This window comes from Streptomyces lydicamycinicus (assembly GCF_000829715.2).
GTDB classification, from domain to species: Bacteria; Actinomycetota; Actinomycetes; order Streptomycetales; family Streptomycetaceae; genus Streptomyces; species Streptomyces lydicamycinicus.
Genome location: NZ_BBNO01000003.1, coordinates 1 through 24,739, shown reverse-complemented (window position 1 = coordinate 24,739; position 24,739 = coordinate 1). Strand labels below are relative to the sequence as shown.

22 protein-coding genes, 2 rRNA genes and 1 riboswitch are annotated in these 24,739 nt (G+C 69.8%); of the genes, 6 read left to right on the top strand and 18 right to left on the bottom strand.

All coding sequences use genetic code 11. The annotated features are described in order from the left end of the window. Window positions 1-42 precede the first annotated feature (42 nt). Window positions 43-1,164: an EamA family transporter gene (locus tag TU31_RS09370; RefSeq protein ID WP_042152084.1), complete on the bottom strand. Its 1,122-nt coding sequence runs from the start codon at window positions 1,162-1,164 to the stop codon at window positions 43-45. A gap of 115 nt (window positions 1,165-1,279) precedes the next feature. After that, window positions 1,280-1,810: a Clp protease N-terminal domain-containing protein gene (locus tag TU31_RS09365; RefSeq protein ID WP_042152081.1), complete on the bottom strand. Its 531-nt coding sequence runs from the start codon at window positions 1,808-1,810 to the stop codon at window positions 1,280-1,282. A gap of 292 nt (window positions 1,811-2,102) precedes the next feature. On the opposite strand from TU31_RS09365, the gene TU31_RS09360 reads away from it, so the two are divergent. Beyond that, complete coding sequence (locus TU31_RS09360; RefSeq protein ID WP_042152078.1) at window positions 2,103-2,531, top strand: type II toxin-antitoxin system Rv0910 family toxin; 429 nt, start codon at window positions 2,103-2,105, stop codon at window positions 2,529-2,531. A 60-nt stretch (window positions 2,532-2,591) separates the two neighbouring features. On the opposite strand, the gene TU31_RS09355 is transcribed toward TU31_RS09360, so the two are convergent. Then, entirely contained in the window at window positions 2,592-3,233 is a 642-nt protein-coding gene (locus TU31_RS09355) for a PadR family transcriptional regulator (protein ID WP_245698473.1), read from the bottom strand. A 186-nt stretch (window positions 3,234-3,419) separates the two neighbouring features. Between TU31_RS09355 and TU31_RS09350 the strand changes: the two genes are divergently transcribed. After that, the gene (locus tag TU31_RS09350; protein ID WP_042152075.1) at window positions 3,420-4,241 is read left to right on the top strand and encodes a PhzF family phenazine biosynthesis protein; all 822 of its coding nucleotides are present in this window, start codon (window positions 3,420-3,422) and stop codon (window positions 4,239-4,241) included. 69 nt (window positions 4,242-4,310) lie between these two features. Here TU31_RS09350 and TU31_RS09345 read toward each other — a convergent pair whose 3' ends face one another. After that, window positions 4,311-5,120 (bottom strand): CPBP family intramembrane glutamic endopeptidase, encoded by an 810-nt coding sequence (locus TU31_RS09345; protein ID WP_042152072.1) that lies wholly within the window; start codon window positions 5,118-5,120, stop codon window positions 4,311-4,313. Window positions 5,121-5,313: 193 nt separating this feature from the next. Between TU31_RS09345 and TU31_RS09340 the strand changes: the two genes are divergently transcribed. Next, the gene (locus tag TU31_RS09340) at window positions 5,314-7,101 is read left to right on the top strand and encodes a substrate-binding domain-containing protein (RefSeq protein ID WP_078885660.1); all 1,788 of its coding nucleotides are present in this window, start codon (window positions 5,314-5,316) and stop codon (window positions 7,099-7,101) included. A 17-nt stretch (window positions 7,102-7,118) separates the two neighbouring features. Here TU31_RS09340 and TU31_RS09335 read toward each other — a convergent pair whose 3' ends face one another. After that, window positions 7,119-8,672 (bottom strand): glutamate-cysteine ligase family protein, encoded by a 1,554-nt coding sequence (locus TU31_RS09335; protein WP_042152065.1) that lies wholly within the window; start codon window positions 8,670-8,672, stop codon window positions 7,119-7,121. Window positions 8,673-9,261: 589 nt separating this feature from the next. On the opposite strand from TU31_RS09335, the gene TU31_RS09330 reads away from it, so the two are divergent. Then, window positions 9,262-9,849 (top strand): hypothetical protein, encoded by a 588-nt coding sequence (locus TU31_RS09330; protein WP_042152062.1) that lies wholly within the window; start codon window positions 9,262-9,264, stop codon window positions 9,847-9,849. A gap of 343 nt (window positions 9,850-10,192) precedes the next feature. After that, complete coding sequence (locus tag TU31_RS09325) at window positions 10,193-10,387, top strand: DUF5999 family protein (RefSeq protein ID WP_042152060.1); 195 nt, start codon at window positions 10,193-10,195, stop codon at window positions 10,385-10,387. Window positions 10,388-10,456: 69 nt separating this feature from the next. Here TU31_RS09325 and gcvP read toward each other — a convergent pair whose 3' ends face one another. Beyond that, window positions 10,457-13,342: an aminomethyl-transferring glycine dehydrogenase gene (gcvP, locus tag TU31_RS09320; RefSeq protein WP_042152058.1), complete on the bottom strand. Its 2,886-nt coding sequence runs from the start codon at window positions 13,340-13,342 to the stop codon at window positions 10,457-10,459. 187 nt (window positions 13,343-13,529) lie between these two features. After that, window positions 13,530-13,626: riboswitch (glycine riboswitch) on the bottom strand. Between the two features lie 114 nt (window positions 13,627-13,740). Between gcvP and TU31_RS09315 the strand changes: the two genes are divergently transcribed. Then, the gene (locus TU31_RS09315) at window positions 13,741-14,124 is read left to right on the top strand and encodes a PRC-barrel domain-containing protein (RefSeq protein WP_026170300.1); all 384 of its coding nucleotides are present in this window, start codon (window positions 13,741-13,743) and stop codon (window positions 14,122-14,124) included. On the opposite strand, the gene TU31_RS09310 is transcribed toward TU31_RS09315, so the two are convergent. The 12 genes from TU31_RS09310 to TU31_RS09255 form a co-directional block, all read right to left on the bottom strand. After that, window positions 14,034-15,488 carry a DNA polymerase IV gene (locus TU31_RS09310; protein WP_078885657.1) on the bottom strand — a complete coding sequence of 485 codons (1,455 nt, stop codon included), beginning with the start codon at window positions 15,486-15,488 and terminating at the stop codon, window positions 14,034-14,036. The genes TU31_RS09315 and TU31_RS09310 overlap by 91 nt on opposite strands. A gap of 66 nt (window positions 15,489-15,554) precedes the next feature. Next, window positions 15,555-16,160 carry a MerR family transcriptional regulator gene (locus tag TU31_RS09305; RefSeq protein WP_018093277.1) on the bottom strand — a complete coding sequence of 202 codons (606 nt, stop codon included), beginning with the start codon at window positions 16,158-16,160 and terminating at the stop codon, window positions 15,555-15,557. A gap of 187 nt (window positions 16,161-16,347) precedes the next feature. After that, the gene (locus tag TU31_RS09300) at window positions 16,348-16,821 is read right to left on the bottom strand and encodes a bifunctional nuclease family protein (RefSeq protein ID WP_006606439.1); all 474 of its coding nucleotides are present in this window, start codon (window positions 16,819-16,821) and stop codon (window positions 16,348-16,350) included. 56 nt (window positions 16,822-16,877) lie between these two features. Further along, entirely contained in the window at window positions 16,878-17,624 is a 747-nt protein-coding gene (gene ftsR / locus TU31_RS09295; RefSeq protein WP_042152048.1) for a transcriptional regulator FtsR, read from the bottom strand. 17 nt (window positions 17,625-17,641) lie between these two features. After that, window positions 17,642-18,490 carry an FHA domain-containing protein gene (locus tag TU31_RS36655; protein ID WP_078885656.1) on the bottom strand — a complete coding sequence of 283 codons (849 nt, stop codon included), beginning with the start codon at window positions 18,488-18,490 and terminating at the stop codon, window positions 17,642-17,644. Window positions 18,491-18,608: 118 nt separating this feature from the next. Beyond that, a complete protein-coding gene (locus TU31_RS09285) occupies window positions 18,609-19,625 on the bottom strand; it encodes a DUF881 domain-containing protein (RefSeq protein ID WP_181018577.1) in 1,017 nt (338 codons plus the stop codon). Window positions 19,626-19,630: 5 nt separating this feature from the next. After that, window positions 19,631-19,963 (bottom strand): small basic family protein, encoded by a 333-nt coding sequence (locus TU31_RS09280; protein ID WP_042152041.1) that lies wholly within the window; start codon window positions 19,961-19,963, stop codon window positions 19,631-19,633. Beyond that, window positions 19,960-20,892: a DUF881 domain-containing protein gene (locus TU31_RS09275; protein ID WP_181018576.1), complete on the bottom strand. Its 933-nt coding sequence runs from the start codon at window positions 20,890-20,892 to the stop codon at window positions 19,960-19,962. Before TU31_RS09275 ends, TU31_RS09280 begins: the two co-directional genes overlap by 4 nt. A gap of 75 nt (window positions 20,893-20,967) precedes the next feature. Then, the gene (locus TU31_RS09270; protein ID WP_042152034.1) at window positions 20,968-23,463 is read right to left on the bottom strand and encodes a mannose-1-phosphate guanyltransferase; all 2,496 of its coding nucleotides are present in this window, start codon (window positions 23,461-23,463) and stop codon (window positions 20,968-20,970) included. A 121-nt stretch (window positions 23,464-23,584) separates the two neighbouring features. Next, window positions 23,585-24,193, bottom strand: a complete 609-nt coding sequence (gene clsA, locus TU31_RS09265; protein WP_042152031.1) for a cardiolipin synthase ClsA — start codon at window positions 24,191-24,193, stop codon at window positions 23,585-23,587. A gap of 147 nt (window positions 24,194-24,340) precedes the next feature. Continuing rightward, a 5S ribosomal RNA gene (rrf, locus tag TU31_RS09260) occupies window positions 24,341-24,457 on the bottom strand. Window positions 24,458-24,530: 73 nt separating this feature from the next. Next, window positions 24,531-24,739: ribosomal RNA gene (locus tag TU31_RS09255) — 23S ribosomal RNA — on the bottom strand; the annotation flags it as partial.

Below are 24,739 nucleotides of genomic sequence, written 5' to 3'. Positions count from 1 at the left end.
GCGGCGGGAGGGGGCAGCACAGTCGAATGCATGATCGGCAGCCTAAGTCGCGGGGAAGCCGGCCGACAAGTCGTCCCCGGTCCGGGCCGAGGACGCCGGGGTGGCCGGGGCCTCCGTGGACCCGCTGCCCCCAGGGGCCTCCGGGGATCCGTTGCCCCCAGGGGCGCTCGCCCCGACACCCGTCCCCGCTCCGGCCACCCGTACGGTCTCGGTCGCCTTCGGCTTGGCCGACTGCGCGATGAAGGCGCCGGTCAGCACCACCACCCCACCCACGATCTGCGGTGCGGAGAGATGCTCACCGAGCAGGACCCAGGCCAGCACCGTCGCGATGACGGCCTCCAGACAGGCGACCACCCCGGCCACCTGGGGCGAGAGCCGGCGGATCGACACCACACCGGTGAGGTACGCCGCCACCGTCGCGATCAGCACGATCCAGGCGAGCAGCAGAACGGCGGGCACCTGGGTTCCGTTCATGTCCGCGCCGCCGCCGAGCACGGCCCAGTCCATGCCCCAGGGGCGGGCGATCGCGGTGAGGAGGACGGCGCCGATCAGCAGGCCGTAGGCGATCACACCGAGCGGGTCCACCGCATCGTCGCCGTCGGAGCCGTGATCGGAAAGCACGAAGTAGCCGACCTGGCAGCAGGCCGCACCGAGCGCGAGCGCGAGGCCGAGGGCATCGAAGCTCAGCCCGGACCAGACCTCGACGACACAGGCCAGCCCGCCGACGGCCAGCACCACGCCGACCGCCGCGGCCCGGGTGACCGGCCGTTTCTGAACGAAGCGGACCCAGCCCAGTACCAGGGCGGGCGCCAGATATTCGATGAGGAGCGCGACCCCGACGGGGATACGGGAGAGCGCGGCGAAGTAGCACGCCTGGACGCCGGCGACGGCGAGCAGCCCGTAGCCCGCGAGCAGCACGGGCCGGCGGAGCAGCAGATTCCGGTGGCGCCAGGCGATCGGCAGCATGACCAGCGCCGCCCCGGCCACCCGCAGCCAGGTGACCTGGAGCGGTTCGAGGCCGGCGGATATCAGGGGCTTGGCGGCGACACCCGAACCGCCGAAGGCGAGCGCGGACACCAGGGCGATACCGAGGCCGGCGCCGCGTCCGCCGGGCGCCCGACGAAGGCGCGCCCCGAGGGCGGGCGATGACTGCTGGGCCCCCATGGGCCCGGAGACTCCCTGGCCCGAGCCGGACGGTGCTCCTGCCGGGCTCCCCGAAGACGCGTGCATCCGGCCATCATGGCAGCCGTCGTCAGCAGCGCCACCCCCGAGACCCCTGTCAGTCCTGGCCGGGGCGCTCCCCGTCGAGACGGTGGGCGAGCCGGGCGGTGTCGACGGAGGCCCGGCGCAGCACCTCGACGGCCCGCGATTCGGGGTCGTCCACCAGAGCGGCGAGCAGGTCCAGGCAGCCCGCGCGGGTGGCGTAGCGGGCATGGGCGCGGTCCAGCGCACCGTCCAGGGCGGCGGCCGCAGCCGGGGACCACCCGGGGACGGCACCCTCGGCGACCACCGGGACCGCGCCGGAGTCCTCGACGGTGCCGTGCCATTGGAGTCCGTAGCCGATGCTGCGTTGGACGAGGTAGCCGAGCAGCCGTGCGACCTGCGGTCCGCCGTCGAAGGCGGCGCGTACGGCGGGGTCCGATTCCAGGAGGCCGTGCAGCAGGTGCGCGGTGTCGACCTGCCGGTCGCCATCACGGGTGGCCCGCCTGCGGGCCGCGGATATGACCGACGCGAGCTCTACGGTGAGCCGGGTCTCGAGGTCCTCCGGGGCGGGGCTGTCGCCACCACTGTACGCAGTACGGTTTTGCACAGCACCCACCCCACCAGCCCCTGAGGACCGGGACATCACCGGCGGGAAGCATTTGCGTCTCCCACGCTGGTTGCGCAGGCCGCCACCCGATCTCATCCTCACGGAGGAGATGTGCAGGAATCGTGGAGGTCGGACATACAGCGGCGGGGTAACCGCTCGCCACCACCGTCGGGCCGCCCACCCGAAAACTGACGATCCATCAGCAAAGTGCGGTCCGCGCTATTGAACCTTCACCCCGGCGGGGCTACGTTCCGCGGCACCAGCCAGGGATCGTCACCGAAGGGGTGGTCGCATGGCCGAAGTCACCGCGCAGGCCCGTATCGAGGCACCGGCCGCGAAGGTCTGGGAGCGGCTCACCGACTTCGACTCCTACGGCGAGTGGAACGCCACCCACACCGCCTTCCCCAAGGGCGGCCCGGAATCGCTCGAAGTGGGCGCGGGCTACGAGGAGAACATGAAGCTGATGGGCTTCCCGGCGGAGGTCGCCTGGACCGTGCGGGAACTGGAACCCGGCCGACTGCTCGACATCGAGGGCAAGGGCCCGATGGGCGTCAGCCTGGGGATGCGCTACGCACTCACGCCGGACGGCGGGGCGACGGCCGTACGGATCGACGGGATGTTCACCGGCGCCGCGGTCTCCCTGATGGCGGGCAAACTCAAGGACTCGGCGAGCGCCGCGCTGAACGAGTCGCTGCGCAGGCTCGCCGGCCTGGTCGCCTGACGCTTCGGGGGCCGACCCTCACCCCGGCCCCCGAAGCCCTCCCCTCCGCGCACTCCGTGCTCAGTCCTCCTCGGCAAGGATCAGATACAGCTCCTTGCGCGCCTTGTTGACCACCGCCATGGCCTTCTCCCGCTGCTCGGGACTGCCGGTGGCCCACACCTGCCGGAACGCCTCGACCAGGCCGCCGCCCGCCTTGCGGATCTCGTTCATCGCCTCCCAGTCGACGCCGCGGCCGGCGTCCTCCCAGGGGGCGTCCGAACCGCTGTCGGCCTCGGTGCGCCCGGCGTCGGTCAGCGAGAACAGCTTCTTGCCGCCCTCACTGGCGCTGGCGATCAGCCCCTCGTCCTCCAGGAGCTGAAGCGTCGGATAAACCGAGCCGGGGCTGGGCTTCCACGCCCCGCCGCTGCGCTCGGCGATCTCCTGGATCATTTCGTAGCCGTGCATCGGACGGTCCTTGAGCAGCGCCAGGATCGAGGCGCGCACATCGCCGCGGCGGGCCCGGCCGCGCGGTCCGCCGCGCCCCCGGCCGCCGCCGAAGGGCGGACCACCGAACGGCGGGCCGAACGGGCCGAAGGCCGAGCGCCGCCGCTCCCAGCCGCCCCCGAAGTCACCGCGGCCGCCGTGGCGCCCGGGTCCGCAGTGCTCGTGCCGGTGCTCATGTCCGTGTTCTTGTCCTTGGGAACGCATGATGGCGTCCTCCATTTCTCTATCGTTGATCAGTCGCGATGCTTCAACGATATATCGGGACTGTTCGTCGAGCAAGGCCCTGCGCCCATCTCGTCAGCGCCGCATGAGCACCCGGCACCGACCACCGCGGCTCGATTTCCCGGCCAATTTCCCCGGATTGGCCTTGGCCTGCGGCTTTGTGGCACGCCTACGCTCGCGGCCATGAGGATTCGCATCGTCGACGCCTTCAGTGAGCGTCCCTTCGCCGGCAACCCCGCGGGAGTAGTACTCCTCGACTCCGGCGCCTTTCCCGATACGGCCTGGCTCCAGCGGGTCGCCACCGAGGTCAATCTCTCCGAGACCGCCTTCGCGCATCCGCTGCCCGCGGGCGGTGACGCCGACTGGGCGCTGCGCTGGCTCACCCCGGCCGCCGAGGTGAACATGTGCGGGCATGCCACTTTGGCCACCGCACACGTCCTGCACACCACGGGGACAGCCACCGGTACGGTCCGCTTCCGCACCCGCAGCGGGGTGCTGACCACGACGGCCGACGACCGCGGCGCGATCACCATGGACTTCCCGACCGCCCCGCTCACCCCCGTCGAGGTACCGCCGGTGATCGCGGGCGCGCTGGGCGCCGAGATCCGCTCCGCGCATGACACCGGCCCCGATGTCGGCGATCTCCTGGTCGAGCTGGCCGATGAGAAGTCCGTACGGGCGCTGGCCCCGGACCTCAAGGCGCTCGCCGGGCACAGCGGCCGTGGGGTGATCACCACCGCGCGGGCCGAAAACCCCGAGGGCGGCTACGACTTCATCTCACGCTGCTTCTTCCCCGGGATCGGCATCGACGAGGACCCGGTAACGGGCAGCGCGCACACCGCGCTCGCGCCCTTCTGGTCGGCGCGCCTGGGCCGTGCCGACCTGGTCGGTCTGCAGGGCGCCGCCCGCACCGGCTTCGTACGGACCGGGCTGCGCGGCGACCGTACGCTGCTGACCGGGTCGGCGGTCACGGTGATCGACGGGGAACTGCTGGCCACCGACTGAACCGGCCCGTCCGGGCGGCCCCCTGGGGAGGCGCGGCAGGCACCGGCGGTGCCGCGTGCCTCCGCCTCCTCACGGGGTCGGCAGCCACCCCACCCGCCCGGCGAGCAGCGCATAGCCGACGAACGCCACGATGTCGATCAGGGCATGAGCGGCGACCAGCGGGCCGACCCGCCCCCACCGCCGGTAGAGCAGGACGAAGAGCGCGCCCATCACCATGTTGCCGACGAAACCGCCGATGCCCTGGTAGAGGTGGTAGGAACCGCGCAGCACCGAGCTGACCGCGAGTGCCGCGAGCGGCGACCAGCCCAATTGCCCCAGTCTGCGCAGCAGATACCCGACGACGATGACCTCCTCCAGGACGGCGTTCTGCACCGCGGAGGCGATCAGCACCGGGATCTTCCACCACACGTCGGGCAGCGCCTCGGGGACCACCGTCAGATTGAATCCGGCCGCCCGCGCGCCCAGGTACAGCAGCAGACCGCTGCCGCCGATGACGGCCGCCAGCGCGACCCCGCGGCTCAGATCGAAGCCGGGCCGCCGCCGGTCGAAACCGATCGCCCGCAGACCGCCGGCCCGTTCCCGCAGCAACAGATGCGCCACCAGCACCACCGGCACCAGCGCGCTCGCGATACCGAACAGCTGCCAGGCGAGATCCAGCCAGGGCCGGCCGGGCGCATGGGAGCCGTTGAGCGTCGCCGCCTGGTCCTTGAGACCGCCGGGCTTGGTCACCGAACCGATGAAGCTGATCAGCGCCGATACCCCGCTGGCCCCCAGGGAAAGGGCCAGCACGATCCATGTCTCGCTCCGCAGAATGCTCCGGGACGACTCCTCGACGAGCCCGTCACCAGGCCCTTGACCTGGAACGTCCGCATCAGCCACGGGACTTGTATCCGACTGCACACTTCCTCCGCTTCCGCATTTACCGCCTCGTCGCCACCACCGCCCCGCTAGGGTCTCGGCAGCAGCTACGAAGATCGCGCACGACAGGCCGGGGACGGGCGCCATCGCGATGGTGCGTTTTCCCCTACCGGCGCATCCCGGTCGAGCTCCGAGAAGGAGAGGCGCTACCGCAATGGGACGACACAGCTTGCCCGACGGCTCGGCACCGGCGCGCGCGGGGGCCCGCCGAGGTACCCGTCCCCGCGCACTCGTCCTCGCCACCGGCCTCGTGCTGACCGTCGCCGCCGGCACCGTCGTGGCGCTGGACAGCGGTCTGCTCCCGTTCGGCGGCCCGTGCGGCGGCGACGTGACCCGGCTCGATGTGGCCGCCTCACCCGATATCGCCCCGGCGGTCGAAGCGGTGGCCACGTCGGCGCGGGAGGAGGCGGCACGTACCGACGGCAGATGTCTGGACGTCAGGGTCACCTCGCGGTCCGCCCACGAGATCGCCGACGCCTTCGGCCAGCGGCCGGTCGATCCCGAATTCCAGGTCTGGATACCGGATTCGAGCCTGTGGGTGGACCGGGTCGGCGCGGAACGCGGCACCCCGCTGACCACCGCCGGCATCATCGCCTCGTCCCCGATCGCGCTGGGCGCCGTCCCCCGGGCCGCCAAGTCGCTGGGCTGGCCGGAGAAGACCTACACCTGGACGGAACTGACCCGGGCCACGGCATCCGGCGACGCACTGCACCTGGGCGTCGCCAACCCGTCCCGCAGCGCCACCGGCCTGCTCTCCCTGTCCCGCCTCAGCGCAGCCAACATCAAGAAGGCACCGGATCGCGTCACGGCCGACACCCGCACCGCCGCCACCGCGAGGCTGCTCAACCAGCGCGCCGCGGACGGCGACGGGCAGGCCATGGCCACCCTGCCCCGCGACGGCTCCGGTGCCGAGCAGAGCAATCCGCGCCGCAACCAGGCGCTGCTGCTGTCCGAGCAGGCCGCCTTCGCCCACAACACGCGTGCGGACGGTGGGCCGGAGCTGGACCTGCTCTACCCCGAGGACGGCACGGCCCGGCTCGACTACCCCTACACGCTGGTCGACAACAGCGAGACAGACCCGGAACGCTCCCGCGCCGCCAACCGCTTCCTGACCCTGCTGAGCGAGCCCGCCGGACAGCGTGCGCTGCGCCGGCTCGGCTTCCGGGCCCCCACCGGGGAGGCGGAACCGAAGCTGGTCAAAGCGGCCGGCGGGCGCGACCCCCAGCCGTACTCCGCCGCCCCCGCCGAGCCGCCGACGGCGAAGGACCTCCAGGCCCTGATGGGCATGTGGACGATCACGGTGCAGAGCGCCCGGCTCTCCACCGTCGTGGACGCCTCGGCGTCCATGGGCGCCCCGGTCCCGGGGCACGGCGGCCGGTCCCGTATGGACCTCGCCAAGAACTCCCTCCTCCAGGCCCTGACCACGTTCACCTCCGAGGACGAGATCGGGCTCTGGAAGTTCGCCACCACACTGGACGGCGACAAGGACTATGTGGAGCTGTCCCCCACCGAACGGCTCGGCGGCCGGGACAAGGACGGCAGCACCCACCGCGCAGCGCTCGCCGACGCCTTCGGTGCGCTGGCCCCGGAGCCCCGGGGCGCCACCGGCCTGTACGACACCACGCTCGCCGCGTACGAGAAGGCCCGCTCGACCTATGCGAGCGGGAAGTTCAACGCGCTGGTCGTCCTCACCGACGGCGCCAACGACGACGCCCATGGCATCGGTCTCGACGCCCTGGTGGGCGAGTTGAAGAAGCTCTCCGACCCGAAGCGGCCGGTGCCGCTGATCGCCCTCGCGATCGGCCCGGAGGCCGACACCTCCGCCCTGAACCGCATCGTGGCACCGACCGGCGGCTCGACGCACCGGGTCAGCGACCCGTCGCAGATCCACCAAGTGATGCTCAAGGCCATCATGGCGGCAGGCAGCAACGTTCCCCACTGAGCGGCTCGCGGCCCCGGCTACGCCCCTTCCGTCGCCGCCTGCCGTGCCCCCGGTAGGGCCGAACGCCCGGCGACCGGCCAGGCGACCGGCCAGGTGTGCACCGGCGTCCCGGTGTGCATCAGCTCGCTGTAGCGCCGGGTCATCGCGGCGAGCGCGGCGTCCCGGTCCAGGCCCTGGCGCCGGGCGTGGTGGAAGGCCGCGGCCTGCCAGGACGCCCCGTTCACCCGGCGCCGGCAGCGCTCGTCGATGATGCCGAGGTAGTGGTCCCGGTCGGCCGGTTCCACCCCCCAGGCGTCCAGCCCGCGGGCCGCCAGCGGCAGCAGTTCCTTGCGTACGAGTCGTACGGCCGAGATTTCGGCGGTACCGCCCGCCCGCCCGGGCCGCGGCCACACCAGGGCGGCCTCGATGCCGTACCGGCAGGCGGTGTCGAAGTTGCGGGCCGCGGCGGCGAACGGGAGCCGCGACCACACGGGGCGTGGCTCCTCGGCCAGCGCCCGCACCAGGCCGTAGTAGAAGGCGGTGTTGGCGATGACGTCAGGGATGGTGGGGCCGGCCGGCAGCACCCGGTTCTCGACCCTGAGGTGGGCGACGCCGTCGGCGACCGCGTAGACGGGGCGGTTCCAGCGGTAGATCGTGCCGTTGTGCAGGACCAGTTCGGCCAGGTCGGGCACCCCGCCCTCATCGAGGATCCGCAGCGGCTCCTGCGCCCCGCACACCGGCAGCAGCGGCGGGAAGTACCGCACATTCTCCTCGAACAGGTCGTACGCGGAGTCGATCCAGCGCTCACCGAACCAGGTGCGGGGGCGTACTCCCTGGGCTTGCAGCTCGGGCGAGCGGGTATCGGTGGCCTGCTGGAAGACCGGCGGCCGGGACTCCCGCCACAGCTCACGGCCGAACAGGAACGGCGAGTTGGCACCGACCGCGACCTGCACCGCGGCGATGGCCTGAGCCGCGTTCCAGACAGCGGCGAAGCGGCCCGGTGTCACCTGGAGATGCAGCTGGACCGACGTACAGGCGGCTTCCGGGGCGATCGAGGGCGAGCGGGAGACCAGGTGCTCGACACCGCGGATGTCCAGGTGGAAGTCCTCGCCGCGGGCGGCCCGCATCTGGTCGTTGAGCAGGACATAGCGGTCGTTCTCGGAGAGACTGGCGGCCGTGAGGTCGGTGGCGTGCAGCGTCGGCAGAATACCGATCATCACGATCCTGGCGGCGACCTCCCGGGCCTTCCTCTCGGCGTAGCCGAGTCCCGTACGGAGTTCCTCGGCAAGCTGGTCCAGCACCCGGCCGCTCAGGCGGTGCGGCAGGATGTTGACCTCAAGGTTGCACTGGGCGAGTTCGGTCTGGAAATCACCGCTGGCGATGCGCTCCAGAACTTGAGAGTTCATCATGCGGGGCAGCCCGTCGGCGCCGGCAAGATTGAGTTCGATCTCCAGGCCCATGAGATTCCTGGGCCGGTCGAACCTCTTCTCCACCAGGAGCCTGAGCAATCCCTCAAGACAGTCGTGCAGCTTTCTTCGATATCGCTCCCGGTCCGCCAGGTCGATCCCGTCCGCGGCGACCTTCTCCCCCATCGAAGGATCCCTCCTCGAGTGAACAGCCCGCGGCCACGGGCCGCTTGGGGCCGTCCCCGACACCGCCGGGGCTCGCGCTACGGTCGATGATGCCCCGGCAATCTGATCAATAACGCGGCGGGGGCATGCCGGTGCCGATAGGCTCGAAGTGATGCAGCGTCCGGCACTGCCCATAGGCATATCCGCGAGGCACTCGCCCGCGGCAATTCACTCGTGAGAAACGACGACGAGTTCCGGCCTACCACGCCGGCAAGGCAATACAAGGCGGCATCCGTAAAACGCCGCACAAAGCGGTGGAAAGCGCCTCCCGCAACGGTCCGGATTTCACCTTGCCGGAAATCCACAAGGCCGGTAGCAGAAACACTTTCAGAACATACGTCGTATAAACTCCGGTAACGAGGCAGAGACTTGGCGCCCAGCGTCTCGGTGATCTCACCGACACCGGGCTCAGCGGCTGCCCCCGCCCGGCCGCCGCCCCGGCCGGCCACGCTCTGACCCCGCCCGCAGACAACGCCGTTTGCACCCGCCACGCTCCACCGTGTCTCCGAGCCACGCTGCACCGTGTCTCCGAAGTGAGAGGCGACCCATCATGCCGCTGCACCTCCCCCCTGCCCCCGCGCCCGCCCTGCGCAGCGTTCTCACCGCTCTCGGCTCACCCACCGCGGTCGGCGAGGCCCCGGTCTCCGCGCTGCGCGTCCATCAGGGTCCGCTCAGCCCCGACCACCCGCTGCCCGTCCATGTCTGGGACGACGTCAGCCGGGCCGGCGGCACCCCGCACACCCGACTGGCCGGATGGCGCTTCCTGATCCGGGGCGGGGAGCGGGCCGTGGCGACCGCCGAGGCGGTGCTCACCGCGGACGGCTGGACGTTCGGGCGCTTCTGCGGCGGCCCCTACGTCGCCGCGACCGAGCAGGCACTGGCACAGGCCGAGTCACTCGCCACGCCCTACCAGCCGCGCCTGCTGTCCGTCCCCGAGCTGTACATGCTCACGCTGTGGCTGCATCACGACCTCACCTCCGACGGCGCCCAGGGCCTGCCCGCGCCCGGCGACCTGCTCGTCCCGCTGGCGCCCGCCCCGCCCGGTATCGCCGCGCACCGTCCGCAGCGCATCGCCGATCTGCTCCCCCGGCTCACCCTGCGGCTCACGCCCGCCCCGCTCCTCGCCGAACCGGCCTGATCCACCGGGGCCGGCGCGGATCCCTTCCCCGCTTCCGGCGCCCGCCGCCCCGCCCGAGCATGCCCCGCGACCCCGTCCGGTCACGGGGCGCTCTGCCGTGCTCACCCAGGCGGCCTAGTCCGGGGATACCACTCCCAACCCTCTTGGGGAGGAGTGCAATTGGGAGCAACCGCCCGCATGGGTGACGCGTCCCTACCGAGTGAGTACCGCTGCTGCGAAATCCCTGCGGAATCCCGTCCGTGGGGCAACACTGGGACCGACCGAAAGAAACGGGGGAGCGGCCATGAACACCTCATCGAGCCGCACGACGACGTTCACTTCACCGCAGCGAAAGACAACTTCCATGTGTCAGCACCAACCGCCATGCCCGTCCGCAGACTCCACCGACCGGGAGGCCGCACACCTTGTGGCGCACCATCCGGAGCAGGGCTGGAGCCTGCTCTGCAACGGCGTCCTGCTCTTCGAGGACACCGGTGAACTGCTCCCCGACGGGCAGGTCATCGCCCCGCACCGCGCCCGGGTCATCGCCGCTGCCTGACCCGCCGCGCCTGCCACGTACCACAGGGCCCCCGGCAGATCTGCCGAGGGCCCTTGATGCTGCCGTGACTCAGTTGTCGTACTCCTCCAGCGGCGGGCAGGAGCAGACCAGGTTACGGTCGCCGAAGGCACCGTCGATGCGGCGCACCGGCGGCCAGTACTTCTCCGCGGCGTCGACACCGGCCGGGAAGACGGCCTCCTCACGGGAGTACGGGTGCGCCCAGTCGCCGCCGAGTGCGCCCGCGGTGTGCGGAGCGTTGCGCAGCGGGTTGTCGTCCTTGTCCCACTCCCCCGAGCCGACCTTCTCGATCTCCGCGCGGATGGCGATCATCGCGTCGCAGAACCGGTCCAGCTCGGCGAGGTCCTCGCTCTCGGTCGGCTCGATCATCAGCGTGCCGGCCACGGGGAACGACATCGTCGGCGCGTGGAAGCCGTAGTCGATCAGCCGCTTGGCCACATCGTCGATGCTCACCCCGGTCGCCTTGGTCAGCGGCCGGACGTCGATGATGCACTCGTGCGCCACCAGGCCGCCGGGGCCGGTGTAGAGCACCGGGTAGTGCGGCTCCAGCCGCTTGGCGATGTAGTTGGCGCTGAGGACCGCCACCTGGGTGGCGCGCTTGAGCCCTTCGCCGCCCATCAGCCGGACGTACGCCCAGGAGATCGGCAGGATGCCCGCCGAGCCCCAGGGAGCCGCGGAGATCGGTCCCACGCCCGTCTCGGGGCCCGCGGTGGGCTGAAGCGGGTGGTTGGGCAGGTACGGCGCCAGGTGGGCGCGTACGCCGACCGGACCGACACCGGGGCCACCGCCGCCGTGCGGGATGCAGAAGGTCTTGTGCAGGTTCAGATGCGAGACATCGCCGCCGAACTTGCCCGGCTCCGCGAGCCCGACCAGCGCATTGAGGTTGGCGCCGTCCACGTAGACCTGACCGCCGGCCTCGTGCACCGCCGCGCAGATCTGGGTGATGTGCTCCTCGAAGACCCCGTGGGTGGAGGGGTAGGTCACCATCAGGACCGCGAGCTCGTCCCGGTGCTTCTCGATCTTGGCGTGCAGATCGTCGGTGTCGACCTCGCCGTCCTCACCGGTCTTGACGACGACGACCTTCATCCCGGCCATCACGGCGCTGGCGGCGTTGGTGCCGTGCGCCGAGGACGGGATCAGGCAGACCGTGCGCTGCTCGTCGCCGTTGGCGCGGTGGTAGGCGCGGACGGCCAGCAGACCGGCCAGCTCGCCCTGCGAGCCGGCGTTCGGCTGGATGGAGACCTTGTCGTAGCCGGTGACCGTGGCCAGCCGCTCCTCCAGCTCCTGGATCAGCGTGAGGTAGCCCTGGGCCTGGTCGGCCGGCGCGAACGGGTGCAGCTGACCGAACGCGGGCCAGGTGACCGGCTCCATCTCGGTGGTGGCGTTCAGCTTCATCGTGCAGGAGCCGAGCGGGATCATGCCGCGGTCCAGCGCGTAGTCCTTGTCGGCGAGGGAGCGCAGGTAGCGCAGCATCGCGGTCTCGGAGCGGTACTCGTGGAAGACCGGGTGGGCGAGGTAGTCGTCGTTGCGCAGCAGCCCCTGCGGCAGCGCGTCGGCGGCGGCCGCGTCCAGCTGCTCGACGTCGCCGGACACCCCGAAGGCGCCCCAGACGCCGGCCAGCTGGGCCCGCCCGGTGGTCTCGTCACAGGCGATGCCGACCAGGTCCGCGTCGACCTGCCGGAGGTTGACACCGGCCTCGCGGGCGGCGGCGGCGACCTCGGCGGCCCGGCCGGGCACCCGCGCGGTCAGCGTGTCGAAGTACGTGCCGTGCGCGATCTCCACCCCGCCGGCCCGCAGGCCCTCGGCGAGGATCGCGGCGTAGCGGTGGGTGCGGCGGGCGATGGTCCGCAGGCCCTCGGGGCCGTGGTAGACCGCGTACATGCCGGCCATGACGGCGAGCAGCACCTGCGCGGTGCAGATGTTGCTGGTGGCCTTCTCCCGGCGGATGTGCTGCTCACGGGTCTGCAGCGCCAGACGGTAGGCCTTGTTGCCGTCGGCGTCGACGGAGACGCCCACCAGACGGCCGGGAAGGCTGCGGGCGAACTGGTCACGGACGGCCATGAAGCCGGCGTGCGGTCCGCCGAAGCCCATCGGGACGCCGAAGCGCTGGGTGGTGCCGACGGCGATGTCCGCGCCGAGCTCACCGGGCGAGGTGAGCAGCGTCAGGGCGAGCAGATCGGCGGCGACGGTGACGATGGCGCCCAGCTCGTGCGCCTGCTCGATGACGGCGCGGGGGTCCCGCACCGCACCGGAGGCACCCGGGTACTGAAGCAGCACACCGAACACTCCGCGCTCGGCGATCTCGGCCGGAATGCCGTCGGACAGATCCGCGACCACGACCTCGACGCCGGTGGGCTCCGCACGGGTCTCGATCACTGCGATGGTCTGCGGCAGACAGTCGGCGTCGACCAGGAAGACGCCCTGCTTGACCTTGCCGACCCGGCGGGAGAGCGCCATCGCCTCGGCGGCGGCGGTGCCCTCGTCCAGCAGCGAAGCGCCGGAAGTGGGCAGTCCGGTCAGGTCGGCGACCATCGTCTGGAAGTTCAGCAGCGCCTCCAGGCGGCCCTGCGAGATCTCCGGCTGGTAGGGCGTGTACGCCGTGTACCAGGCCGGGTTCTCCATGACATTGCGCAGGATCACCGGCGGGGTGAACGTGCCGTAGTAGCCGAGACCGATCATGGGCGCCAGGACCTCGTTGCGGTCCGCCAGGCCCTTCAGCTCCTGGAGCACCTCGGCCTCGGTACGGGCCTGCGGCAGGCCGAGCGCCTCGGCGCTCTTGATCACATCGGGTACGGCGGTGGCGGTGAGCTCGTCCAGCGACCCGAAACCGATGTGCGCGAGCATCTTCGCCTGCGCCGCGTGGTCGGGGCCGATGTGCCGGCGCTCAAAGGGGGTGCCGCGTTCCAGCTCGGTCAAGGAGATGCGATTGGTGGTCATCTGCGGGGGCCTCCTGGTCGGTACGACCTACGAGGGGCACCACGGCACGGGTGCCCGGACGGCCTCCCCCTCTGTCATTCAACCTGAGAGCTTCACCGGCCCGCGGGTGGCGGTCCGGCTTTCACCGTCGGTGAGGAGGGGTCCCGGCGCTGTGCCTTCCGTGGCCCGCCCTGCTTTCCAGAGTGACCTCGTCCATGCGGTACGTGTGCCTGAGAGATTCCGGGGAGGATTTGCTCCTTCGGCGCCCTGGTCGCGAACGACAAGGACTCTCCCGCACGGGGTCTGCGGCCATTCGCCAGCCTACCAGCGTGGCTCTCGAAGGCTCCTTCGAGTGGCCGGGGCATGAAATGTGCCGTTTGGTAGTTGTCAGAGGGCAGTTGCGACCAATTGGAGGGGCCGTGCAAACCGATATCGATCCCCGAAGCCTGATCGGCCGCAAAGCGTTCGACCGTAATGGCGCGAAGATAGGGACCATCGACGAGGTCTACCTCGACGATGCGACGGGGGAACCGGAGTGGGCGGCCGTACGCACCGGACTCTTCAGCCGGGATGCGTTCGTCCCGCTGGAGCCCAGCAAAATGGTCGGTGAGGGCCTGCACATCCCTTACGACCGCAAGCTGATCAAGGACGCGCCGGACTTCGGCGTGGGCCGCCATCTCTCCCCTGAGCAGGAACTTCAGCTCTATCACCACTACCGTCTGGATATTTCCTCCCCGACCGATCCGGTGTCCCCCGGCTCCGGCGACAAGAACTTCGGCAAGATCGCCGGCTCGGACGACTGACCGTCGGCCGGCGCCCCGCCCACCAGCGGCAGGGGCTCCCCCGGCCGCAGCGCCGGGTCCTCGACAGCAAAGGTCCGCACCCTCCCCGGTGCGGACCATGGCGTTTCGAAGCGGACGGTCACTCTTCCCACCCCGCTCCCCTGCACCCAGCCCGCGCCGTACTGGTCGTGGACCACGTCCAGCCCCGGATACCAGCGCCGCGGCCGCTCCTCCTCGGCCTCGTGCGGCTCCCGCTCCCCGGCGGCCTGCTCCACCGCCGCCGCGGTCGCGGCTTCCGCCGCCTCCCGCTCCGTCGCCGCCTGGGCGAACAGATCCTCCTGCGTGAAGTCCGCCAGCCCGCTGACCCCCACACCCAGCAGCCGCACCCCGCCAGTGGTGTCCACCGTCTCCAGCAGGCGCACAGCGGCCTCCCGTATCACCGCCGGGTCGTCGGTGGGCCCCCGGAGCGTCTCGGAACGGGTCAGCGTCGAGAAGTCGTAGTTGCGCACCTTGATGACCACCGTGCGCCCGGAGCGCCCGGCGGCCCGCAGCCGTTGTACGCACCGGTCCGCCAGCCGCAGCACCTCGTTCCGCACCCGCATCCGGTCGGTCAGATCGACTTCGAAGGTGTCCTCGACAGAGATGGATTTCGCGTCCCGCTCCGCCACCACCGGCCGGTCGTCCTGCCCCAGCGCCATCGCATACAGCCCCGCACCGTGTGCCCTGCCCAGCAGCCGCACCAGCTCGGCCTCACCGGCCTCCGCGGTCTCCGCGACGGTGTGGATCCCGGCCCGGCGCAGCGTCTCGGCCGTCGCGGGGCCCACCCCGGGCAGCGTCCGCACCGTCATCGGGCCCAGCAGCTCCCGTTCGGTGCCCGGCTCGATCACCACCAGCCCGTTCGGCTTGGCCGCCTCGGACGCGATCTTCGCCAGCATCTTGGCCCCGGCCAGCCCCACCGAGCCGGTCAGCCCCGTCGCCGACCGGATGTCCCGCCGCAGCCGCTCCCCCACGGCACGCACGGCCGCCGTCTCGGCCGGGACGCCACCCGCCTCCAGGTCGACGAACGCCTCATCCAGGCTCAGCGGCTCCACCAGCGGCGACAGCGCATGCAGCAGCTCCATCACCACGTCACTCACTTGGCGGTAGAGCGTGAAGCGAGGACTGAGATAGGCGGCGTTGGGACACAGCCGACGCGCCTGGGCCGTCGGCATCGCGGAACGGACCCCGAAGACCCGGGCTTCGTACGAGGCCGTGGAGACCACGCCCCGCACGCCGACCCCGCCGACCACCACGGGCTTACCGCGCAGGCTGGGCTTGGCCGCCTGCTCGGCGGCCGCGAAGAACGCATCCATGTCCAGATGCAGGATCGTCGGGGCAGGTCTCACATCTCCGATGCTGCCCCATGCCACTGACAATCGGCCCGATACCGGGCCGCGCGCTCCGCCGGGGCCTCAGCCCGCCCGGTTGCGCCGCCGCGCCAGCTCGTCGTGCGGGTTCTTCCCGACCAGCGTCTCGCCGGTGTCCACCCGCTCCCCGTGGAGCTGTGACAGCGCGCCTTCCACATCCCGCCACACCACGCCCACGGCGATCCCGAAAACGCCCTGGCCGCCCTGGAGCAGGTCCACGACCTGGTCGGGCGAGGTGCACTCGTAGACCGTCGCGCCATCGCTCATCAGCGTCATCCGCGTCAGATCCGCCAGCCCGCGCGAGCGCAGATGCTGGACGGCGGTGCGGATGTTCTGGAGCGACACCCCGGTGTCCAGCAGCCGCTTGACGATCTTCAGGACCACGACGTCCCGGAAGCTGTAGAGCCGCTGGGTGCCGGAGCCATAGGCCGGCCGGATGCTCGGCTCCACCAGGCCCGTACGCGCCCAGTAGTCGAGCTGCCGGTAAGTGATGCCCGCTGCCGCACAGGCGGTCGGGCCGCGATAGCCGATGTTCTGAGCCTCGCAGTCCCCCGACACCGCCGCGGCCGGTGCCGGGGCAGGGTTCGCTGCTGCGCCCGAGTGGAGCGGCAACGCCCCTTCCGCCGCCATACCGTCGCCGGTGATTGCCACGCCGCCCTCCGTCCTCCACGTCCCGGACGGGACCTGCCACATCGACGGTATGCAGTCACTCGGGGTGCGTCAACGATCGCCGCGCTCGCCACGCCGAGTGATAATCACCCTACGAGTGGTTTCTCGTGACCTCGCGCGGGGAAAGGCTCACTGTTTGGCCGGAAACAGGCGGTTCGCCTGGCCGATATTACTGGCTGTTGGTCCCGAAGTCCTCGGGCGAGATCTGGTCGAGGAACTCGCGGAACTTCTCCACCTCGTCCTCCTGCTCGTCCGGGATGGCGATCCCCGCGTCGTCCAGCACACCGTCGGTACCGAAGATCGGCGTTCCGGTGCGCAAGGCCAGCGCTATGGCGTCCGACGGACGCGCACTGACCTCGACCCCGCTCGCGAAGACAAGTTCGGCATAGAAAACCCCCTCGCGCAGATCCGTGATGCGGACCTGCGTCAGCTCCTGGCCCACCGCTTCGAGCACGTCCTTGAAGAGGTCATGCGTCAGCGGCCTGGCAGGGACCATGCCCTGCTGGGCGAAGGCGATGGCGGTGGCCTCCCCTGGCCCGATCCAAATGGGCAAGTATCGGTCGCCTCCCACCTCCCGCAGGAGCACGATCGGTTGGCTGGAAGGCATTTCCACCCGGACACCCACGACGTCGAGCTCGTTCACACAGCAACCCTAGGACGTGCCCGGCCGGTTTGGGTAGTCGGGCACTCGTTTGCTCGCTACAGCCGGACCCGCAGAGCGCTCTGCACCAAGGCCGCATGCAGCCGTACGGACAGCGTTGCCAGCTCCCTGGCGGTCGCTTCGGCGTGCGCCCTGGTCTGCGGGTTACGGTGCCGCCGAAGGGGTGCAACGACCTGCTCGACCAGGCCCGCCTCGCGCTCGGCCGCCGCCTTCACCGCGCGCAGATGCCGCGGCTCCAGACCGAAACGGCCCAGGTCCGCGACAAGTTTGGCCACCGTGACGGCCTCGATGTCGTATCCGCCGTCCTCATGGGGGACGATGAGTCCGTACGACTCCCAGTCGGCGAGCGCCGCCTCGTCCACCTCCGCGGCGGCCAGCAGCTCGGCCCGGCCGATCCGGGCAGCCGTGGGGCGCTCCGTACCCGGGTCGTGCACGCCCTCGACCAGATCCCGGGAGGGTGCGGCCGGAGCCGGCAGCGGTACCTGCTCACCGCGCTCCAGGGCGTCCAGATGCTCCCGGATGACCTTCAGCGGCAGGTAGTGGTCCCGCTGCATCCGCAAGACGGCGGCCAGCCGCTCGACGTCCGCCTGCGTGAATTTGCGGTATCCGGAAGGCGTGCGCTTCGGCTCGACCAGTCCCTCGGCCTCCAGGAAGCGAATCTTGGAGATGGTGACCTCGGGAAACTCCTCGTGCAGCAGGGTGAGCACCGTACCGATGCTCACCGGCCTGCCGTCCGAGGAGGCGGCACCGGCAGAGCCGGCGCCGCCTTTCGGTGTATCGCGCATATGCCTTCCCCGGCCGGTCAGATACCGGCGCCTCGCTGGCTCGCGTAGAAGACCAGGCGGAACTTGCCGATCTGGACCTCGTCGCCGGTGGCGAGGGCAACGGAGTCGATCCGCTCACGGTTGACGTAGGTGCCGTTCAGGCTGCCCACGTCGGCGACCGTGAAGAGACCGTCCGGGCCGCGACGGAATTCCACATGACGGCGCGAGACCGTCACATCGTCGAGGAAGATGTCGCCCTGCGGATGCCGGCCTGCCGTGGTCAGCTCGCTGTCCAGCAGGAAGCGGCTGCCCGCATTCGGTCCCCGGCGGACGACCAGCAGCGCCGACCCCAACGGGAGAGCGTCCACGGCCGCCTGGGCCTCGGGGGACAGCGACGGCGCCAGATTCTGGCCCGTGGTCTCCGAGTCGTAGGCCTCCAGCCCCGAAATGGAGATGGTCGACGTCGTCTCCGACGCCCGCTCGGGCTGGGCGCCCGCACGCAGCGGCGCACCACAGTTGGAGCAGAACCGGCTCGCCTCGGCGTTCTGGTTCCCGCACCTCGTACAAACCGGCAAGGCCGACCCTCCACCCGTGTGTGCGGCTGATGGTTCCTGGGAACCTATGCGGCCGGCACCGGAGGGGTCAACAGAACCCGCGCCGTACCCCCCGGACGGACCGCTGACCTCATCACGGAAGAGCGGACGGTCCTCGGCCGTGCCGCTCTCGTCGGGCTGGCGCGGAGCGCGGTGCCGCGCGGAGCCGCTGCCGCCCTCCTGGCGTGCGCTCTTGCCGAACAGCTTTCCAAACAACTTCACGGGCGATTCCCCTTGAACGAAATAGACCCGCCCGTGGGGCAGGACGAACCCTCGATGCACACACCGACCCATCCGGACATCCTGTGAACGTCCGTGGCCTTCAGACAGTTTCCACCACACACCACACGCACGGTGCGTCGACCCCCCGCTACCTCATGCCCTTCCCGGGCACTCGACATACGTGCACGCCTCACTGAGATGACAACCGAGCGTAGTCAGGCCGCTTCGCCTCTCGCAAGGCGTCCACAATGATCTTCCTCTCACGGGTCACAGACACCTTGGCCTGCTCCTTTTCCAGCGTCTGGACCACTCCGCCGGGGATGTTCAGCGCCGGTTCCAAGTCCTCCGGCTTGCCGATGACCTTGAAGCGGAACGGCTGCATGACGCGCTTGCCATCGATCTCCACGCCACCCCGGACGTCCGAGAGATAGCTGTCCGCGACGACCCGGACACCGTTGACCTGGATGGCCTCCGCGCCGGCCGCCCGCAGCTCCTGGATGGTGTCCAGCAGCTTGTCCGCCTCGACGGAGTGCGTCGGGTCGTCGATGGTCAGGTTGATGCCGGGCCCTTGCGCCGCGACGGTCCCGGCCAGCACACCCAGCTGCTGTTCCTTCTCCACGGTCTGCTTACGGGCCTCCTCGGCCTGGTCCGAGCTGTTCGCCAGCTCGGTCTTCTGCCCTTCCAGGCGCCGCTGTTCGTCGGTCAACCGCTGGGAGCGGTTGTCCAGCTCGTCCAGAATGCGCACCAAGTCCTCCTGGCGCGCACCTCGCAGCGCACTGCTGTCACTTGTGGAACGTACCTGAATCGCCAGGCCGAGGCCGAGGATGAACAGGAGCAGCGCAACGATCAGTTGAGCCCGGGTCAGCCGCGGCGGCCACAGGCTCGCCACCAGCCGTTCCCGACCGCTCTTCGGGCGTTCCGCGCTCCCGTCGCCTTCGTCAACGACGTCCGGAGTCGAGGAGTCTGCCCCTTTGCCCTGCTTCTGTCCAGCACTGTCCGATTCTTGAGCTTCGGCTCCGTCACCGGACTCCGCCGGCTCGGGAGTCCTCCGGCTCTCGGGCGGCATCGGCCGACGGTCGGCCGGCCCGCGGTCCTGGTCCGGCTCCGGCCGCTCCGCCTTCTCCGCCGGCTCCGGCTTCTTCTCCAGTTCCGGCTTCTTCTCCGGCTCCGGGGTCTTCTCCGGCTCCGGCGTCGCGTCCTCGGTCATCCGCCTCACGCCCTGAAGACGTGCCGGCGGATCGCGGCCGCGTTGGAGAAGATCCGGATACCCAGCACCACGACGACGCCGGTGGAAAGTTGGGAACCGACGCCCAACTTGTCGCCGAGGAAGACGATCAGCGCGGCGACGACGACGTTCGACAAGAAGGAGACCACGAAGACCTTGTCGTCGAAGATGCCGTCCAGCATCGCGCGCAGACCGCCGAACACGGCATCCAGCGCCGCGACGACAGCGATCGGCAAGTAGGGCTCGACCACCGTCGGCACCACGGGTCGGACGACAAGCCCGACCACGACTCCCACGATGAGGCCCAATACGGCGATCACGATGTGCCCTTCCCTGTGTCGGCGCCGTCCGCCTTGGCGGCACCGGCCTGCGGCTTTGCGGTACGTACGATCAAGCTGGGCGCGGGCGGCAGCGTGACCTCGTTCTCAGCGGAAATCCTGGTGCGCACGCCGTAGTTCTCCTGAAGCACATGCAGGTACTGACCATCGGCGCTGTCCTGGAACGCGGTGCTCAGCCGCTGCCCGTCCCCCACCGCCAGCACCGTATAAGGCGGCGCCAGTGGCTTGTTGTCGACCAGTATGGCGTCTCCTGCGGCTCTGATCGCCGAGAGTGACGTAAGCCGCTGTCCATTGACGGAGATGGCCTCCGCACCGGACGCCCACAGGCCGTTGACGACGCGTTGCATATCCCTGTCGCGTACCCGCCCGGTGTCCGAAAAACCACTGCTCTCGCGCGGACCGCCGCCGCTGGACGCCGCGCCCTTCGCATCGTCCACGACGAGCTTCACGCCGGGTCCGGTGATCTGTGTCGAGCCGGACAGCAGGGCCAGCAGCTCGGCCTTGTCACCGCCGTGCTTCTTCAGCGCCTCGCGCTGCATTCTGCTGACGTCGTCCCGGAGCGCGTCGACCCGCTTCTGCTGCCGGTCCGCCTCGCCGGTGCCCTTCTGGATGCGGTTGATCAGCTCCTCGCGCTCCTTGGCGAGCGTCGGTGCCGATATCCGCGCCTGCGCCGCCCCCACGGTCACCACGAGCGCGGCCAGCACCAAACCGGCCGCGAGGCCCAGCTTCGCCCGCAGGGTCCGTGGCAGTCCCCGCACCCCGGTCTCGGACTTCCGTGCGGCGGCCTCGGCGTATCCGTCGTCGAGACTGTGATCCATCACGTTGGTCAGCAGCGACATGGACGCATCGGGGCGCGCGGCCGGCGTGTTCGGGTTGCTCCGATCGGGGCGCTGCTGCGACATGCCGCACATCGTCGCACGTCGGCCGCGCGGTCTCCCAATGGCCCCACCGGCGTGCCGATTCACGGCCCGCCGGTGGGACCCCGGTCAGCGTCCTGCGCTGTCCACCACGGCGGACCACTCGTCCAGCAGCTGCTGGGCGGAGGTGTCATCCGGCCCTTCCGCCCACAGGTGCGTGACCGCCTCAGCGGGGTCCGGCAGCACCAGGACCCAGCGGCCGTCGGCCTCCACGATCCGTACGCCGTCGGTGGTGTCCACGTCCCGGTCGCCGGCGGCCTCGACGACATGCCGCATGACCAGGCCCTTGACCGCCCACGGGGTGGCCAGGTCGCGGCGCTGGACATGCGCCCGCGGGATCCGTGCGTCGATCTGGCTGAGTGTGAGCTGGGTACGGGCGACCAGGCCGATCAGCCGGACGAACGCGGCCGCGCCGTCGAAGACGCTGCTGAACTCCGGGATGATGAAGCCGCCCATACCGTCCCCGCCGAAGACCGTGCCGTCGGCGCGGCCCACCCGGGTCATGTCGTCGGGCGAAGTCGTCGTCCACTCCACCTGCGTCCCGTGATACGCCGCCACCTGCTCGGCGATCCGGGTGGTGGTCACCGGCAGCGCCACCCGGCCGGTACGCCGCTCGGCCGCGACCAGATCGAGCATGACCAGCAGTGCGCGGTCGTCCTCGATGATCCGGCCGCGCTCGTCCACGAGGGAGAGCCGCTCGCCGACGGGGTCGAAGCGCACGCCGAAGGCGGCCCGCGCCGAGGCCACGATCTCGCCGAGCCGGACGAGCCCGGCACGCCGGGCGTCGGCGGTCTCGGTCGGCCGGGATTCGTGGAGCCCGGGGTTGATGGTCAGGGAGTCGACGCCGAGCCGTCCCAGAAGGCTGGGCAGGACCAGGCCCGCGCTGCCGTTGGAGGCGTCCACGACGACCTTCAGTCCGGACTCGCCGATGCCCGTGGTGTCCACGGCCCGCAGCAGCGACCCCGTATAGGAGTCGAAGACGCTGGCCGGGAAGATCAGATCACCGATCTCGCCGGGGAAGGCGCGACGGTATTCCTGGCGGGCGAAGACCCGGTCGAGCTTGCGCTGCTTGGCCTGCGAGAGGTCGGCGCCCCGCTCGTCGAAGAACATGATGTCCACGGAGTCCGGCACCCCGGGCGTCGTACGGATCATGATGCCGCCGGCACTGCCCCGCGCGGTCTGCTGACGGGCGACGGGCAGCGGGACGTTCTCCAGGTCCCGTACGTCGATGGCGCTGGCCTGAAGCGCGGAGATCACGGCCCGCTTGAGCGCCCGGGCACCACGGGAGTGGTCGCGCGCCGTGGTAACCGTGGAGCCCTTCTTGAGGGTGGTGGCGTACGCGCCCGCGAGCCGCACCGCGAGTTCCGGTGTGATCTCGACGTTGAGGATCCCGGAAACCCCGCGGGCACCGAACAGATGCGCCTGGCCGCGGGACTCCCAGATCACCGACGTATTGACGAACGCGCCGGCCTCGATGGTCTTGAACGGATAGACCCGCACATTCCCCTGGACGATCGACTCTTCACCGATCAGGCATTCGTCACCGATGACGGCGCCGTCCTCGATCCGTGCCGCTCGCATGATGTCGGTGTTCTTGCCGATCACGCAGCCGCGCAGATTGCTCTGCTGGCCGATGTAGACGTTGTCGTGCACCACGGCCCGGTGCAGGAACGCACCGCTCTTGACGACGACATTGGAGCCGACGACGGTGTGCTCACGCAGCTCCACCCCGGCTTCGATCTTGGCATAGTCGCCGATGTACAACGGGCCACGCAGCACCGCGTCGGAGTGGACGTCGGCCCCCTCCGCGACCCATACGCCCGGCGAGATCTCGAAGCCGTCGATTTCCACATCGACCTTGCCTTCGAGCACATCGGCCTGGGCCTTCACATAGCTCTCGTGCGTACCGACATCTTCCCAGTAGCCCTCGGCGATATAGCCGTAGATCGGCTTGCCTTCCTTCATGAGCTGCGGAAAGACATCCCCGGACCAGTCGACCGGCACATCGGGCTCGAAATAGTCGAAGACCTCCGGCTCCATCACGTAGATGCCGGTGTTGACGGTGTCCGAGAAGACCTGACCCCAGGTGGGCTTTTCCAGGAAGCGCTCGACCTTGCCGGCCTCGTCGACGATGGTGATGCCGAACTCGAGCGGATTGGGTACCCGCGTCAGGCAGACGGTGACGAGGGCGCCCTTTTCCTTGTGGAACCGGATCAGATCCGTGAGGTCGAAGTCGGTGAGGGCGTCACCGGAGATGACGAGGAAGGCATCGTCCTTGAGGGCTTCCTCGGCGTTCTTCACGCTGCCCGCGGTGCCCAGCGGCTTTTCCTCATTGGCGTAGGTGAGCTCCATTCCGAGCTCTTCTCCGTCGCCGAAATAGTTCTTGACGAGGGAGGCAAGGAATTGCACGGTCACGACGGTCTCGTTGAGACCATGCCGCTTCAGCAGCCTGAGCACATGCTCCATGATCGGCCTATTGACGACCGGAAGCAGGGGCTTGGGCATGCTGGACGTCATGGGGCGAAGGCGTGTTCCTTCGCCACCGGCCATCACAACGGCCTTCATGTCGGAAGCGTCCTCCTCTAAGAGACGACGGTCTTGCCGACTTCACCTGTCCAGCGCGCCCACTGTTCCTGTTATCGCGTACGGGCGCCGGGCCTTGGCACCAGCTGCCGGTCCGGAAAGCTCAGTCGGCCGTGGTGTCCGCTTTGATGAGTCGGCGGACCTGGACCACGTAGGTGACTCCTGCCCACCAGTAGAGCGCCGTACCCCATCCCGCGAACGCCCATCCGAAAACAGTAGCGGGGGTGTGAAGCCAGCCGCCTCCGTCGCTCAGGAGGAGCAACGGGAAGGCGTACATCAAGTTGAACGTAGCCGCTTTCCCCAGGAAGTTCACCTGGGGAGGCCCGTAACCGTGGCGTCCGAGGAATCCGACCGCGATGAGCAGCATCAGTTCCCGTGCCAGCAGCGCCGCGGTCAGCCAGACCGGCAGGATCTCGCGCCAGGTCAGACCGACGAGGGTGGAGAGGATGTAGAGGCGGTCGGCGGCCGGGTCGAGGATCCGGCCCAGGCTGCTGATCTGGTTCCAGCGCCGGGCAAGCTTGCCGTCCAGATAGTCACTCACACCGCTCAGCGCGAGCACCAGCAGCGCCCAGCCATCGGCCTTGGGGCCGCCGAATACCGGCCACAGGATCAGCCACAGGAACAACGGCACGCCGAGGAGGCGAGCCATGCTCAGGATATTCGGGATGGTGAGGACGCGATCCGTCTGAACCCGCGTCTCCTGGACCTCCACGCGGAAGCCTCCTGGGGGAAATGTACCAACGATGCCCCCTGACCTTACCTGCCTCGCCGGCGGCGCCGTGCCGCGGGTCCCAAGATCACCGGAAACGCGAAAAAGCCCCCCGGGAACTTTCGTTCCCGAGGGGCTCTCTCAAAAATTGTTCGGCGGCGTCCTACTCTCCCACAGGGTCCCCCCTGCAGTACCATCGGCGCTGAAAGGCTTAGCTTCCGGGTTCGGAATGTAACCGGGCGTTTCCCTAACGCAATGACCACCGAAACACTATGAAGATGACAACCCGGCATAATCACAGGTCGTTACTTCAGAACCTACACAGTGGACGCGAGCAACTGAGGACAAGCCCTCGGCCTATTAGTACCAGTCAACTCCACCCGTTACCGGGCTTCCATATCTGGCCTATCAACCCAGTCGTCTACTGGGAGCCTTAACCAATCAAGTTGGTGGGAGCCCTCATCTCGAAGCAGGCTTCCCGCTTAGATGCTTTCAGCGGTTATCCTTTCCGAACGTAGCCAACCAGCCATGCCCTTGGCAGGACAACTG

What these genes read in the sequence shown, in the direction of transcription:
- TU31_RS09370 (WP_042152084.1), bottom strand. Translation starts at nt 1,164, where the DNA reads ATGGGGGCCCAGCAGTCATCGCCCGCCCTCGGGGCGCGCCTTCGTCGG.
- TU31_RS09360 (WP_042152078.1), top strand. Translation starts at nt 2,103, where the DNA reads ATGGCCGAAGTCACCGCGCAGGCCCGTATCGAGGCACCGGCCGCGAAG.
- TU31_RS09355 (WP_245698473.1), bottom strand. Translation starts at nt 3,233, where the DNA reads ATGGAGGACGCCATCATGCGTTCCCAAGGACAAGAACACGGACATGAG.
- TU31_RS09350 (WP_042152075.1), top strand. Translation starts at nt 3,420, where the DNA reads ATGAGGATTCGCATCGTCGACGCCTTCAGTGAGCGTCCCTTCGCCGGC.
- TU31_RS09340 (WP_078885660.1), top strand. Translation starts at nt 5,314, where the DNA reads ATGGGACGACACAGCTTGCCCGACGGCTCGGCACCGGCGCGCGCGGGG.
- TU31_RS09335 (WP_042152065.1), bottom strand. Translation starts at nt 8,672, where the DNA reads ATGGGGGAGAAGGTCGCCGCGGACGGGATCGACCTGGCGGACCGGGAG.
- TU31_RS09330 (WP_042152062.1), top strand. Translation starts at nt 9,262, where the DNA reads ATGCCGCTGCACCTCCCCCCTGCCCCCGCGCCCGCCCTGCGCAGCGTT.
- TU31_RS09325 (WP_042152060.1), top strand. Translation starts at nt 10,193, where the DNA reads ATGTGTCAGCACCAACCGCCATGCCCGTCCGCAGACTCCACCGACCGG.
- gcvP (WP_042152058.1), bottom strand. Translation starts at nt 13,342, where the DNA reads ATGACCACCAATCGCATCTCCTTGACCGAGCTGGAACGCGGCACCCCC.
- ftsR (WP_042152048.1), bottom strand. Translation starts at nt 17,624, where the DNA reads ATGCGCGATACACCGAAAGGCGGCGCCGGCTCTGCCGGTGCCGCCTCC.
- TU31_RS36655 (WP_078885656.1), bottom strand. Translation starts at nt 18,490, where the DNA reads ATGGGTCGGTGTGTGCATCGAGGGTTCGTCCTGCCCCACGGGCGGGTC.
- TU31_RS09285 (WP_181018577.1), bottom strand. Translation starts at nt 19,625, where the DNA reads ATGACCGAGGACGCGACGCCGGAGCCGGAGAAGACCCCGGAGCCGGAG.
- TU31_RS09275 (WP_181018576.1), bottom strand. Translation starts at nt 20,892, where the DNA reads ATGTGCGGCATGTCGCAGCAGCGCCCCGATCGGAGCAACCCGAACACG.
- TU31_RS09270 (WP_042152034.1), bottom strand. Translation starts at nt 23,463, where the DNA reads ATGAAGGCCGTTGTGATGGCCGGTGGCGAAGGAACACGCCTTCGCCCC.